This is a genomic window from Pedobacter mendelii (assembly GCF_014635725.1).
GTDB classification, from domain to species: Bacteria; Bacteroidota; Bacteroidia; order Sphingobacteriales; family Sphingobacteriaceae; genus Pedobacter; species Pedobacter mendelii.
On the sequence record NZ_BMDJ01000010.1, the window covers coordinates 1 to 12,898 of the forward strand.

Annotated in this window: 14 protein-coding genes; 9 read left to right on the top strand and 5 right to left on the bottom strand. The window is 34.1% G+C overall.

What is annotated here, in order from left to right:
* Window positions 1-647: 647 nt before the first annotated feature.
* Window positions 648-1,223, bottom strand: coding sequence for a DUF1543 domain-containing protein (locus IEV50_RS15460; protein WP_188416028.1), 576 nt, complete (start codon window positions 1,221-1,223; stop codon window positions 648-650).
* A 42-nt stretch (window positions 1,224-1,265) separates the two neighbouring features.
* Window positions 1,266-2,984, bottom strand: a complete 1,719-nt coding sequence (locus IEV50_RS15465; protein WP_188416030.1) for an FAD/NAD(P)-binding protein — start codon at window positions 2,982-2,984, stop codon at window positions 1,266-1,268.
* A 251-nt stretch (window positions 2,985-3,235) separates the two neighbouring features.
* Between IEV50_RS15465 and IEV50_RS15470 the strand changes: the two genes are divergently transcribed.
* Window positions 3,236-3,400, top strand: a complete 165-nt coding sequence (locus IEV50_RS15470; RefSeq protein WP_188416032.1) for a hypothetical protein — start codon at window positions 3,236-3,238, stop codon at window positions 3,398-3,400.
* A 6-nt stretch (window positions 3,401-3,406) separates the two neighbouring features.
* Here the strand turns inward: IEV50_RS15470 and IEV50_RS15475 are convergent, their stop codons facing one another.
* Both IEV50_RS15475 and IEV50_RS15480 read right to left on the bottom strand, forming a co-directional pair.
* Window positions 3,407-3,787: a transmembrane 220 family protein gene (locus tag IEV50_RS15475; protein WP_188416034.1), complete on the bottom strand. Its 381-nt coding sequence runs from the start codon at window positions 3,785-3,787 to the stop codon at window positions 3,407-3,409.
* 181 nt (window positions 3,788-3,968) lie between these two features.
* Window positions 3,969-4,313 (bottom strand): hypothetical protein, encoded by a 345-nt coding sequence (locus tag IEV50_RS15480; protein ID WP_188416036.1) that lies wholly within the window; start codon window positions 4,311-4,313, stop codon window positions 3,969-3,971.
* A 117-nt stretch (window positions 4,314-4,430) separates the two neighbouring features.
* Between IEV50_RS15480 and IEV50_RS15485 the strand changes: the two genes are divergently transcribed.
* Complete coding sequence (locus IEV50_RS15485) at window positions 4,431-4,961, top strand: superoxide dismutase family protein (RefSeq protein ID WP_188416038.1); 531 nt, start codon at window positions 4,431-4,433, stop codon at window positions 4,959-4,961.
* Between the two features lie 119 nt (window positions 4,962-5,080).
* Here IEV50_RS15485 and metK read toward each other — a convergent pair whose 3' ends face one another.
* A complete protein-coding gene (metK, locus tag IEV50_RS15490; RefSeq protein ID WP_188416041.1) occupies window positions 5,081-6,367 on the bottom strand; it encodes a methionine adenosyltransferase in 1,287 nt (428 codons plus the stop codon).
* A 225-nt stretch (window positions 6,368-6,592) separates the two neighbouring features.
* Here metK and IEV50_RS15495 point away from each other — a divergent pair, with 225 nt between their 5' ends.
* From IEV50_RS15495 to IEV50_RS15525, 7 genes are all read left to right on the top strand, one after another.
* Window positions 6,593-7,477: a diacylglycerol/lipid kinase family protein gene (locus IEV50_RS15495; protein ID WP_188416043.1), complete on the top strand. Its 885-nt coding sequence runs from the start codon at window positions 6,593-6,595 to the stop codon at window positions 7,475-7,477.
* A gap of 18 nt (window positions 7,478-7,495) precedes the next feature.
* Window positions 7,496-7,846 carry a translation initiation factor gene (locus tag IEV50_RS15500; RefSeq protein ID WP_188416045.1) on the top strand — a complete coding sequence of 117 codons (351 nt, stop codon included), beginning with the start codon at window positions 7,496-7,498 and terminating at the stop codon, window positions 7,844-7,846.
* 179 nt (window positions 7,847-8,025) lie between these two features.
* Complete coding sequence (gene pckA / locus IEV50_RS15505; protein ID WP_188416047.1) at window positions 8,026-9,621, top strand: phosphoenolpyruvate carboxykinase (ATP); 1,596 nt, start codon at window positions 8,026-8,028, stop codon at window positions 9,619-9,621.
* A gap of 298 nt (window positions 9,622-9,919) precedes the next feature.
* Window positions 9,920-10,750 carry a MotA/TolQ/ExbB proton channel family protein gene (locus IEV50_RS15510; RefSeq protein ID WP_188416049.1) on the top strand — a complete coding sequence of 277 codons (831 nt, stop codon included), beginning with the start codon at window positions 9,920-9,922 and terminating at the stop codon, window positions 10,748-10,750.
* A gap of 78 nt (window positions 10,751-10,828) precedes the next feature.
* Window positions 10,829-11,446 carry a biopolymer transporter ExbD gene (locus tag IEV50_RS15515; protein WP_188416051.1) on the top strand — a complete coding sequence of 206 codons (618 nt, stop codon included), beginning with the start codon at window positions 10,829-10,831 and terminating at the stop codon, window positions 11,444-11,446.
* Window positions 11,447-11,449: 3 nt separating this feature from the next.
* Window positions 11,450-11,956 (top strand): ExbD/TolR family protein, encoded by a 507-nt coding sequence (locus IEV50_RS15520; protein ID WP_188416053.1) that lies wholly within the window; start codon window positions 11,450-11,452, stop codon window positions 11,954-11,956.
* Window positions 11,957-11,974: 18 nt separating this feature from the next.
* The gene (locus tag IEV50_RS15525; RefSeq protein WP_188416055.1) at window positions 11,975-12,790 is read left to right on the top strand and encodes an energy transducer TonB; all 816 of its coding nucleotides are present in this window, start codon (window positions 11,975-11,977) and stop codon (window positions 12,788-12,790) included.
* The last annotated feature ends 108 nt before the right edge of the window (window positions 12,791-12,898 follow it).

Sequence of the window (12,898 nt, forward strand, 5' to 3'; positions counted from 1 at the left end):
CCGATGAAGGTCGTATTAAACGGTGGGGTTTAATTATCCTGCCGTTTTTTTGCGCACTCTTGTTGCCGTTTTTGGTGTATTCTTAATTGCCGATTTTTGTGCAGATTAACTTACTGATTACAATTGGGAAAAGCAATTTTAGTTAAACATATATGAAGATATAAAATAAGAGTATAAATTATATTTGAGGCATCTATTGAACTTAACTCCTCTAACATGCATTCTGATATTGCCACTCTTAGGCTCATCTCAATTTTTTTGATAATGTATATCTGTTTGGGGTAATGATACTTTGTGGGTGATATATGAATTGTTTGGATAATAAAGAAAAATTAATTGATTTTCATTTGTTTTTATTTTATTTACGGATTTATTCACTTCAAGAAAATTAGCAATTATTTGCTGCAATTCTTTTTTAATGTAATCACTGTTGATTCCAAAATTTAAGCAGATCGTTACATGGTCACCCTTAAATGCACCTAAAAAAGTTAGAAAACATTTATGATCAACTTTTGATTGAAAATTAGTTATTAGGGAAGTATTTCGGAGAAAATCAGATTAACGCTGAAAATTGAATGAATTTCACATCCCAGCGGGATCACCAGAAACCTTCAAGATTAAAGGTTTTTTGTTTTCTAAGTATCCATTTATAGCTTATCCAGCTTAAAATACCCTAAATGTATTTCATCTTCGGGTAAGTTGCTTTCCGGTTCAATCTGAATGTGGTATTCTTCCTTCTGTTTTACATCCAGAATATCCTCGATTCTGTAAATATCATCAACATCAATTCCATACTTTTCGTCAATATGAGAATTTGCACCTTTAATGGTATTGGTTTTAAAAAAAACAGTTTTCTTAGCTTCTTTAACAGCATGTGCCCGATCGGAGTTTACGCTTAACACAACATAATGCTGTTCTTCTAAAATATTAGATTGATAACCACCAAGGTTAATGAAAAATAATTTATTAACCGATGGAAGGGAAGTTTTACCCCTTGGAATAATTTTAACAGAATAGCCTTCAACATGATTTACTTCCCGCCAGCCGTCTACGTGTATGCTTGTGCCAGCTTCTGGCCAAAATGCTTTAATCTGTGGCACAAGTTCTTTTAAGGATGTAGCAATACCGAAAAAATAATCATGTTGTTCTACATTTCTTTTAGGTGCTTTAGAACCTAGTAATAGCATATATAGTTTGGGTACAGGAAAATGCTCAGTATTCATCTTAATTAAATTATGTGAAAGAATAAAGGTAACACTTAACTGCTATTCAGGTTTGAGCAAACTTTTAACAATTGTTGCTGAAGCAGCTTCACAAAAATCCAGGCCAGAATAATCTGGGTTATATCCACCGATGTAAGGAACAGCCATAATATAAATCCGCTCGTTTAAAGCATCATATTTGTCCATTACTTGGAAATTATCGTTAATAGTAATGCCAGGAACAATTAAATAATAATCCTCGTGGTTATACCTTTCTACATTCTCCTGTTGTTCGCCAAAAGCTTTTTGTGCTTTGTCTGCGTATCTAAATTTGAGTTTTGCTTTGCTTATGGTTTCGTTACCCAACAAACTTTTATAAGGAAAATCTTTAAAGGGAAGGTGTGGCTGACCAACGCAATCAACAAAAGTTTTAAAGTTTACAGATTGTTTTTGATTTTCATCAGTAGTATAATGATAAATTGCGCCACCTTCCGCATGGTTTGGTTCTTCTTTACTGTCATCACCTACAGATATCAGTTCTAAAACTCCTGCATCATGCAATGCTATCATTTCTTCAACCGAACTTTGAGGAACAAAAGCAATTACGATTGAAATTAATGGCATTAGTGTTTTTTGAAGTCTTAACATATCTTCGGCCGAAAAATGTTTTGCAGGGTAATTCATAGCAAAGCTTAGTACTGCCAACATTTCTTTCCAGTAAACAGACTCCTTGCGTTTTATTGATTTTTCAGCTTCGATATACTCAGCCTTTAAAAGTTGGAATGGTTCCAGGTTTTCTCTTAAAGCCATCATAGAAGCCACAAAGTCTTCTATGCTCATATCCTTAATCTTGGCATAAAATTCTGGCTCCTTTTCAATAAACATTTGTTTAAAATTTCTTTCAAATACAAAATCTAGAGATAAAAAACCATCATTTTGTGCTTGGTTCGCTAATACTTCCTCTTTTGGTAAAATAGAATCCTTTAAAAGGTGAGAATCTTCAAGATGAAATCTTATTGCTGGCAACATACCGCTGCGAGAATGCATAACCAGTTTAAAATCCTTACTATCTTCTGAAACGTTGTATTTTAATTTGCCAGAACCGTCTAAGACAAAATCACCGTTATGTCTGGCTAAAGTTCTTATTGCATCAATTGCGGTAAGTGATGAGCCCTTTATGGCTACCGGATGATTTACTTTAAACTTTAATTTTGCTGGTGGATATGGGGAATCATAATAATTTGGTATTTTCCCTTCGTTCTTTTTAGGCCAGTTATGTCCCGTACAAATAATAATATTATCATATTTTCTGCTTGGCTTATCCTTAAATTCTACCGATACCGTATCCTCTTCAGGATGATCGATTATGTCGGTAACTTCAGTATTTAGTTGAATATCAATAGCTATCCCAAGCTCTTTTCCTTTTTGTTTCAATAAATCAAACTGTGCTGAAAGGTATTGCCCGAAAAGTAATCGTGGCATTACTTTGTAATCATTAAACTTTTCAGGGTTTATGTTAAAACGGTTTAAAGTTTCTTGCGGTAATTTGGTAACCCATTCTGAAACTGATGTTACTAACTCAGGTATTTCATTTCCTGATACATTTGTAATATGTTCATCATTTGCACCCATGTTGCTATAAGGCATTCCGGCGCCAAGCTGAGCGTTTTTTTCGAAAATATCTATACTAATGGCGGTGTAACCCGATTCTACAATTCTTTTTAACATGAATAGGCCACTCGGTCCTCCACCTAATATGGCTATGGTTTTGAAATTTTTCAAAGATTTTAAAATTAGTTTTTGATTAACCTTTTTTATTGTAAAAAGTTTTGAACTATCAGCATTTTAAACTTGCAAATACAAAGAATTAAATTGGTTTTCTATTAAACAAATGATTTCATCTACCATTAGCTGCGATTTATCGATTTTTTCGAAAATACCTGATTTACGTGCAAACAAATACATATTATTGTCGTCGCTAAATCTGAATAAAAATAGATTTTTTTTAATTCTTACTCCTCTAAAACAGAATTATGGGTCAAGGTAGAACACCTCATCAACTTGAATCGAGTAACAAAATGATGGTGTCTTTTCTTATTGCATTAGTCGTATTCGTTTTAATAACTTATGCATTTGATATAGTTGAGCGTAAAAGCACTTGGCTTCAATCTTTAGAGCATCAAATGATGGCGAAATGAAATTCGTTAACCAATTAACCGGCTTTTCCGATAAAAGAAGTAATTAATTGATAAAACTACAATAAGAATTATAAGCCCACCAAATTCACGAGTTTCTTCTATCCAAGGCTTTATTGCTTTCATACTTTGTACTATGCTTTCCGCATCATGCTCCTCATACCAATTTAGCACTCCAGTTTTATCAAATAACAGATACAATGCATAAACTACATAAATACCAATGCCAAATAGATAAGCTTTTAAATTGTATTTTCCTATAAAGGCTTGATAACATAACCATGCGCCGTAAAGATAAATTGGTGCCCAAATGTACGGATCAGGATCATTGTATTGAAGCGCTGCCGAAACTAAAAATAGAATACAAAAAACTAAATTAAATATTTTCAAGGATGAATTGATAAGAGCATAAAGTTAATATTCTGATGTAAAACTTTATAAAACGAATTGTTTATTTTAAAATCAAAGTTATTTAGTTGTTTTGTAAAATGAAGTTAATTGGTATAAAAATCTGTAAACAAAAAAGAGGCACAGATATGTATGCGCCTCTAAAATTATATGTAGGTTTTATTTAATTAAATAATTCCTGCTCATCCCTGTTTTCGGTTGGGATTTTCTTTAAGAAATCGTCAAAACCTGGCCCATCATTATCCGAATATATGCCGTAAGCATCAATAATGTAACCGATTTGCATATCCTTATCCATTAATAAATAAAGAACTGAATTATCTGCCGGATCTGAATCCCCCTCAAATCTATAAGTTTTTACTATTGTTAAATCTTCGGGTTTATAAATTTTACCAGCCTGGCTTTGCATTTTGCCATGATCAGTCATTTTTAATTCGTTATCTTTTCCTTTCAGCCTCAATTTCTCTAAAATTTGACTCAAAGTATTCATTACAGTTGGCTGTTCCATAGTTATAAGATTTTAGTATTAATCAAACAAGCGGTAACGTAAATGGTTTTGCTATTTTATTTATATTGAAAACTAAATGATTGTCAATCTGTTAATCATCAAACTAAATTATATATTATGAAAAGATATCTTTTAATATTTGCTGTTGCGAGCATGGCTTTTTTAAGCGCATGTACTAAAACAGAAAAAGAAATTGCAGCCGCTACACTAACGGAAACTGCTGATAATACCAAAACCATTGGTAATGCTAAATTTTACGAATTAAGCAACGGAGAAATAAAAATGGATTTAGAAATAAATTTTACATCAAAGGCCGATAGTAACGTAGCCGTACACTTCCACGAGCATGGTGACTGTGGTGATATGGGTATGAATACGCATGGTCATTGGAATCCTACTAAAGAGAATCATGGTAAATGGGGTTCTGCAGCCTATCACTCTGGCGATATCGGCAATATTAAATTAGATTCTAAAGGGCATGGAACAGTATCTGTAACTACTGATAGATGGAATGTGAAAGATGGCGACTTAAAAAGTATTATTGGTCGTGGCATTATTGTTCATGGTGGAACTGATGATTACACTACCCAACCAACAGGTAATTCAGGGCCAAGAATTGGTTGCGGTGTTATTGAATCAGTAAAGTAATTGTTCGTAATAACTTATTTAGGTGATTGGAGAAACTTGATTGCCTTTTTTATGAAAACAAACGGCTTGTAAAAAAAAGCCCCGACTTACACCGGGGCTTTTGTATGAAATATGGTTATTTAAATACTGAATGAAGCTTTAATCTTATCTACGAAATCTAATTTTTCCCAGGTAAATAACTCCACAGTAACCGTTTTTTCTTCACCATTTGGTGTTCTGAAAGTTTTTGTAACTGTTTCAGGCTTTCTACCCATGTGGCCATAAGCAGCAGTTTCGCTGTAAATAGGGTTTCTTAATTTTAAGCGTTGCTCAATAAAGTAAGGCCGCATATCAAAAATAGATTCTACTTTTTTACTTATTTCTCCGTCAGTTAAATTCACTTTAGAAGTGCCATAAGTAACAACATTTATTGATGTAGGTTTTGCAACGCCAATCGCATAACTTACCTGCACCAAAACTTCATCGGCTAAACCAGCGGCAACTAAGTTTTTTGCAATGTGGCGAGTTGCATAAGCTGCGCTTCTATCAACCTTACTGGGGTCTTTACCCGAAAATGCACCACCACCGTGAGCACCTTTTCCACCATAGGTATCAACAATAATTTTTCTTCCTGTTAAACCGGTATCGCCATGAGGTCCGCCGATAACAAAAACACCTGTCGGATTGATATGATAAGTGATTTCATCATTAAATAAATGGGCATATTGTGGATATTTTGCTTTAATTCGGGGAATTAAAACTGAAATTAAATCACTTTTAATTTTTACCAGCATTTCCTCATTTGCAGCATCTTTATCTTCTTTTGAATTAGATTTAGGCTTAACAAAATCATCATGTTGGGTTGAGATTACGATAGCGTCAATTCGTTGGGGCTTATTGTCATCAGAATACTCTAGGGTTACTTGAGATTTTGCATCCGGACGCAAATAATTAATTTCAGCATTTTCTCTTCTCAAATTAGCTAATTCTATTAATAAGGCATGAGATAAATCCAGAGCCAGTGGCATATAATTTTCAGTTTCGTTAGTTGCGTAACCAAACATCATACCCTGGTCTCCAGCACCTTGCTCTTCTTTATTCGTTCTGTCTACCCCTTGATTAATATCTTGAGATTGCTCATGAATTGCGGATAAAATACCGCAAGAATTAGCCTCAAACATATATTCACTTTTAGTGTAACCAATTTTCTTGATTACATCACGAGCAATTTGCTGCACATCCAAATAAGTTTTTGATTTTACTTCACCTGCTAAAATAACCTGCCCGGTTGTTACTAAAGTTTCGCAAGCAACCTTCGATTCAGCATCAAAAGCTAAAAAGTTATCAATTAAAGCATCCGAAATTTGATCGGCAATTTTATCAGGGTGACCTTCAGATACAGATTCTGAAGTAAATAAATACGACATTTATTAAATAAATTAAGATGAAATTAAACAATTTAATAAGCGCTAATGTTCCCTGTAAACAGGTTTGCTTGTATATAGGTAGGTATTAGCACTTTTTTTTGAGTGGTAGCAATCCCGTTCCAGTTATAGAAACATCGCAAATCAGTCCACTTTAATTAATACAAAATTAGCATATTTTCTTTATTTCAAAAATTATAGATTATTTTGTAACCTCAATCTTAAGCTTTGCAAGTTAAAATCAACATTTTATTCGTTATTAATCCTATCTCCGGTGGGAAGGCAAAATCTACTATTCCAACACTTATAGACAGGTATTTGGATAAGGAAAAGTTCAATGCAAACTTCCGACTGACCGAATACATTGGCCATGCAACCGAAATTGTAGAAGAAGCAATAAATAAAAATTTTGACATAATTGTGGCAGCAGGAGGTGATGGAACAATCAATGAGGTTGCGACTAAGGTACTCGAACACAAAAAAATTATGGGAATTATTCCACTTGGCTCCGGAAATGGTTTGTCCAGGTTTTTAAATATTCCACAGCGGAATTTAAAAGAAGCAATTTTAGTAATTAATAATTTAAAAACAGATAAAATTGATTCTGCTACTTTTAATAATAAATCTTTTTTTAACCTGGCAGGTTTGGGATTTGATGCACATTTGAGCTCAGCCTTTTCTAAAGATAAAAAACGTGGTTTGGCAGGCTATGTAAAGCTAAGTTTGAAAGAGGTTTTTAGTTATAATGACGAAATTTATAATTTAAATATTGATGGAGTAGAATACGTAAGAAAAGCTTTTGCTGTAACCATTGCAAACTCCTCTCAATATGGTAATGATGTTTATATTTCACCAAATGCTTCAGTAAAAGATGGCTTACTTGATGTTTGTATAATAAAACCTTTCTCCATAATAAAATTACCCATTTTAAGTTACGTTATGTTAAAGGGAACTGCAGAAAAGTCAGATATGATAGAAATTATCAAAGGAAAAAATATCAGAATTACACGTCAAAAAGATGGTCCGGTTCATGTTGATGGAGAACCTTTAAAAATGGGTAAAGAAATAGAAATTGCAGTAAATCCGCTATCGTTAGAGGTAATTGTTCCATAACCGGCTTCTAAAAAAATTATGAAACCAAAAAAAAATAGTTTAAGTGATTTAGGAGGAATTATGTATTCAACAAATCCTGAATTTGAATACCAAGAAGAGGTTGATGATACTGTAACAAGTCCAAATCAACAACAAGATTTAAGGATAATGCTCGATAAGAAAAATCGCGGAGGCAAAGCTGTAACGCTAATTACAGGCTTTAAAGGAAAAGCCGAAGATTTAGAAGTTTTGGGTAAAATGCTCAAGAATAAATGTGGTGTTGGTGGCTCAGTTAAAGAAGGAGAAGTTCTTATTCAGGGAGATGTAAGAGATAAGGTTATGCTTGTTCTACAAAAAGAAGGATATAAAGTAAAAAAAGCTGGTGGATAATTTCATTGCTTAGTGTATTTTTTTAATATTTTAGATAGCTTTTTTTGGTATTTAAACCGTTTGTTTACAGTGTTTTATGTCATAGTGTATAAGCTACAATATGTAAAAATAGCCTTTTAAAAATTAGTTTTTTTATAAAATATCTATATACATTTGCTCCCACTAACTAACTTATTGTTATGAGCAAAATGGAACTACAAGCACCAGATTTAAGCTATTTAAATCTGAAGTCGGGTTTGAGTGTAAAATATCAATTGTCAGCTGCCGAATTAGTAAAGGAAGCCCTGCAAAATAATGAAGGTACTTTAGCATCATCAGGTGCTTTGGCGGTTGATACCGGAAAATTTACTGGCCGATCGCCTAAGGATAGATTCATTGTTTGCGATGATATTACCGATGATGTTGTTTGGTGGGGCGATGTTAACATCAAATTTAGTCCTGAAAATTTTGATGGTCTGTTAATGAAAATGACAGATTACTTAAATCAAAAAACAATTTTTGTAAGGGATTCATCTGCATGTGCCAATCCGGATTATTCCATTTCAATAAGAGTTATAACCGAAACGGCGTACCAAAACCTTTTTGCTAAAAATCTTTTTATTCGACCTGAAGAAAAAGATTTAGGCATAAGGCCCGAGTGGACAATTATTGCGGCACCTGGCTTTCTTGCTAATCCCGCTGTAGATGGAACCAGACAAGAAAACTTTTCAATCATCAATTTTACAAGGAAAATGATTTTAGTTGGCGGAACAGGCTACACAGGCGAAATTAAAAAAGGAATTTTCTCAGTTTTAAATTTTTTATTGCCGGTGTATAAAAATACGCTTTCTATGCATTGTTCGGCAAATGTTGGCGAGCAAGGAGACTCTGCAATTTTTTTCGGCCTTTCCGGAACTGGTAAAACCACTTTATCTGCCGACCCGAAAAGAGCATTGATAGGAGATGACGAACATGGATGGGGTACAGATTCTATTTTCAATTTTGAAGGAGGTTGTTATGCAAAATGCGTTGATCTTACTTTAGAAAAAGAGCCTCAAATTTATAAAGCCATAAAATTTGGTTCTTTACTTGAAAATGTTAATTTTTATCCAGAGCGTAATGAGGTTGATTTTTCAAATATCGAAAAAACGGAAAATACCAGAGTTGCTTATCCAATTGGTTATATTGATAACGCTGTTTTACCTTCAGTTGCTTCAGCACCAAAAAACATCTTTTTTTTAACTGCTGATGCATTTGGAGTATTGCCACCAATATCGAAATTAAATACAGAACAGGCAATGTTTCACTTCCTAAGTGGCTACACAGCAAAAGTTGCAGGTACAGAAACAGGTATAACGGAGCCTCAATTAACTTTTTCTGCTTGTTTTGGTAAAGCATTTCTGCCTTTACATCCTACAAAATATGCTGAATTATTAGGCAAAAAAATCGAAGAGCAAAACGTAAATGTTTGGCTTGTTAATACAGGCTGGAGTGGTGGAGCTTATGGGGTTGGTAAACGCATGAAATTAAGTTATACAAGAGCAATGATTACTGCCGCTTTAAACGGAGAACTTAATCACAACAATTATAAACAGCACCATGTATTTAAATTAATGATGCCTTTACATTGCCCTAACGTTCCTGATGAAATATTAGACCCGTCCAAAACATGGAATAATCAAGAAGAATACTTTTTGAAAGCCTATGAACTTGCAGATGCTTTTACAAAGAATTTTAAACAGTTTGAAGAGGCAAATGAACCAAAATTCATACAAGAAGCGTTAAAAATGTGTTAAATGCAGTTTTAAATGCATTTTTTAGCCAAAAAATTTGCAATTCGATTTTTTTTTAGTTTTTATTGTGAAAGAATTGCCTCCGGCTGAGGCAATTTTTTTGTTATATGCCCAAGTATCGACCGTAAACTAAAAAGTTAAGTAACGATTTAATTGTTTATTGATTTATTAATTTGTAATTTAAAATCAATTTATAAATTTGTTTTCGCAACAAAACCAAGTAAACTTACGTTGTGCTTATTACAAAAGTAAAAAAAGCTAAAAATTAAAAACAAGAACTAAAACTAAAAATTAAAAAAAAATGGCAAACGCACCAAAACCAACAACTGTTAAAAAAGAAAGCTCGTCAAGCGCTTCAAATGTATTTGCAACACTTGTAATTCCAATTTGTATCGTTATTGGATTTGTGATCTGGAATTTCGTATTAGGAGCTTCTAGCAACTTTATCGGAGGAGACCACAACAATTTACCATTACCTAATAACTATCCGGGTACAGCTTATAAAGGTGGTCCAATCGTAGCCGTTCTAATCGGTTTATTATTAACTGTAATTGTTTTCTCTATCGAGCGTTTAATTGTAATCGGTAAAGCAAGCGGTAAAACTAGTTTAGATACTTTTATCATTAAAGTAAAAGGATTACTAAACTCGGGTAATATCGAAGCTGCTAAAGCAGAATGCGATAAACAAGAAGGTTCAGTTGCTGCGGTGATTAAATCTGGCTTGAAAAAATATAGTGAAGTTGAAGCTGATACAAATATGGATGTTGAGCAATCAATCGTTGCTATCCAAAAAGAAGTTGAAGAAGCTACAGCTTTAGAAATGCCAATGTTAGAGCAAAACTTAACAATTATTGCAACTTTAGTATCAATTGGTACATTAATCGGATTATTAGGTACTGTAACTGGTATGATTCGTGCATTCGCTGGTTTAGCAAACTCCGGTGCTCCAGATCAATCAGCATTAGCGGTAGGTATCTCTGAGGCGTTAATTAATACAATGACGGGTATCGCTGTATCTACTTTAGCAATTATTATGTACAACATCTTAACTTCTAAAATTGATAAATTAACTTATGCAATTGACGAAGCAGGATTTAGCATCGTTCAAACATACGCTAGTTCACATAAGTAAGAATTTTGAAATAATTTTTACCGGTTTTATGGAAAACCGGAAAAAAGATCATCATTATTAAAAACTAGTAAAAAAATTATGCCTAGAATTAAAGTTAAAAGAACAAGTACCGTAACAGATATGACCGCCATGTGTGATGTTGCTGCGCTGTTACTTACCTTCTTCATTTTAACTGCTACAGCAAGGCAACCAGAACCACTGGCGGTATCTACTCCTTCATCAACGTATGAATTTAAGGTGCCAGCAGAAAATAATGCCATATTAACAATTGGCCAAAAAAAGGTTTTCTTTGAAGTAGCAGGAAATAAAGTAAGGGCAAGAACTTTAGAATTAATGGGTGAACAGTATAAAGTTACTTTCACACCAGATGAGATTAAAAGATTTTCTTCAATCTCATCATTTGGCGTTCCTGTATCTAGCTTAAAACAGTTTATCGCAATGGCAGGCGATGAGCGCATGAAGCCAGGTGTACAAACAGGTATCCCTACAGATTCTACAGACAATCAATTAAACGCTTGGGTTTTAAATGCCCGTAAAGCGACTAAAGAACTGAACAATATTGATATGAGAATCAGTATTAAAGGAGACTCCAAAGAGGAGTATCCTACAGTGAAGAAGGTTGTTGATATCTTGCAAAAACAAAAGGTTAACAAGTTTCTGTTAGTTACAAACGCAGAGGCTAAAAAGACGAATTAAGAAATGGCAGAATTAAACACAGGCGGGAAGAAAGCCACACCAAGGATCGACATGACTCCGATGGTGGATTTAATGTTTCTTTTGGTTACTTTCTTTATCTTAACTACATCGATATCTACGCCGCAAGCAATGGATATTACCAAGCCAGATAAGGAAGATGATTTGCCAGAGAACAGATTGGCACTAAAAGCAACCAAAACCATGACTGTTTTATTGGGTAAAAACGATAAAGTAGCCTGGTATATGGGGGAAGCTGGAAAAAGTGCTCCAACAATCGAATCCTTTTCTCAAATTGAAAAATCAATTAACGAAAATAGAACTAAAGCAAACGCTTCGGGTGTTGCAGGAGAATTTACCGTTTTGGTAAAGCCTACATCTGGCTCAAACTTTAAAAATTTCGTTGATATGATGGATGAATTGGAAATTCTTAAGGTTAAATCTCGTCAGATTGATGATGATAATATCTTAGATAGTGAAAAGGCCTTCATGAAAGAGCAGGGAATTTTATAATTAATAAAATCAGGAATTATGTCAAAGTTAGATATATTTAGAAAAGAATGGCTGGAAGTCGTTTTTGCTGATAAAAACAAAGCTTATGGCGCTTACCAATTAAGAAAAGGTAGTGCTAGTAATACAGCGAAAGCCCTGTTGTGGGGTTCAGTTGTATTCTTGGTGATGTTTTTCGCTCCAAAAATCTACAGTTTAATTAAAGGGGCAATTCCGGAAGAAGAGCAGTTGAAAGCACAAGAAGTGGTTTTAGCTCCACCACCACCGGTTAACCCAGAAACACCGCCACCACCACCGGTAGAGCCACCACCACCAAAAGTGGATCAGGTGAAAATGCCACCTCCGATTGTAAAACCGGATATCGAAGTAAATGAGGAACCTCCTACAGTTGAAAAATTGAAAGAGGCAGATCCAGGTCAGAAAGATATTAAAGGTGACCCGACTGCTGACATCGTTATTGCCGAGCCAGTTGGTGAAGGTCCTAAACGTGAGGCTGCAGTTGCTGTTGATGATAATAAAATTTATGATTTTGTTAGCATTGAGAAACAACCGGATTATCCAGGAGGTATGAAAAAGTTTTATGAATATTTAGGTAAAGCAATTAAATACCCTCCAATGGCTCAGGAAAACAATGTTCAGGGTAAAGTTTATTTATCTTTTGTTGTTGAGCGTAATGGTGAACTTACAGATATTCAGGTTACCCGCGGTTTAGGTAGCGGAACTGATGAGGAAGCAAAACGTGTACTAAAAAATAGTATTCGTTGGGTTCCGGGAATCCAGAATGGTAAACCTGTACGTGTAAAATACAACATCAATATTAATTTTACGCTTAATTAGTAAATGTTAAATTTTGATATTTTTAAGCAAAAATCGCCTAAACAGCGGTTTTTGCTCATTTTAGGGCTTATCATGTTTGTGTTTTACTTAGGTATCGGCTTGGCATGT

Bases quoted from the DNA above. Each gene is read 5' to 3' on its own strand.
- IEV50_RS15460 (WP_188416028.1), bottom strand. From the start codon at position 1,223: ATGAATACTGAGCATTTTCCTGTACCCAAACTATATATGCTATTACTA.
- IEV50_RS15470 (WP_188416032.1), top strand. From the start codon at position 3,236: ATGGGTCAAGGTAGAACACCTCATCAACTTGAATCGAGTAACAAAATG.
- IEV50_RS15480 (WP_188416036.1), bottom strand. From the start codon at position 4,313: ATGGAACAGCCAACTGTAATGAATACTTTGAGTCAAATTTTAGAGAAA.
- IEV50_RS15485 (WP_188416038.1), top strand. From the start codon at position 4,431: ATGAAAAGATATCTTTTAATATTTGCTGTTGCGAGCATGGCTTTTTTA.
- metK (WP_188416041.1), bottom strand. From the start codon at position 6,367: ATGTCGTATTTATTTACTTCAGAATCTGTATCTGAAGGTCACCCTGAT.
- IEV50_RS15500 (WP_188416045.1), top strand. From the start codon at position 7,496: ATGAAACCAAAAAAAAATAGTTTAAGTGATTTAGGAGGAATTATGTAT.
- pckA (WP_188416047.1), top strand. From the start codon at position 8,026: ATGAGCAAAATGGAACTACAAGCACCAGATTTAAGCTATTTAAATCTG.
- IEV50_RS15510 (WP_188416049.1), top strand. From the start codon at position 9,920: ATGGCAAACGCACCAAAACCAACAACTGTTAAAAAAGAAAGCTCGTCA.
- IEV50_RS15515 (WP_188416051.1), top strand. From the start codon at position 10,829: ATGCCTAGAATTAAAGTTAAAAGAACAAGTACCGTAACAGATATGACC.
- IEV50_RS15520 (WP_188416053.1), top strand. From the start codon at position 11,450: ATGGCAGAATTAAACACAGGCGGGAAGAAAGCCACACCAAGGATCGAC.
- IEV50_RS15525 (WP_188416055.1), top strand. From the start codon at position 11,975: ATGTCAAAGTTAGATATATTTAGAAAAGAATGGCTGGAAGTCGTTTTT.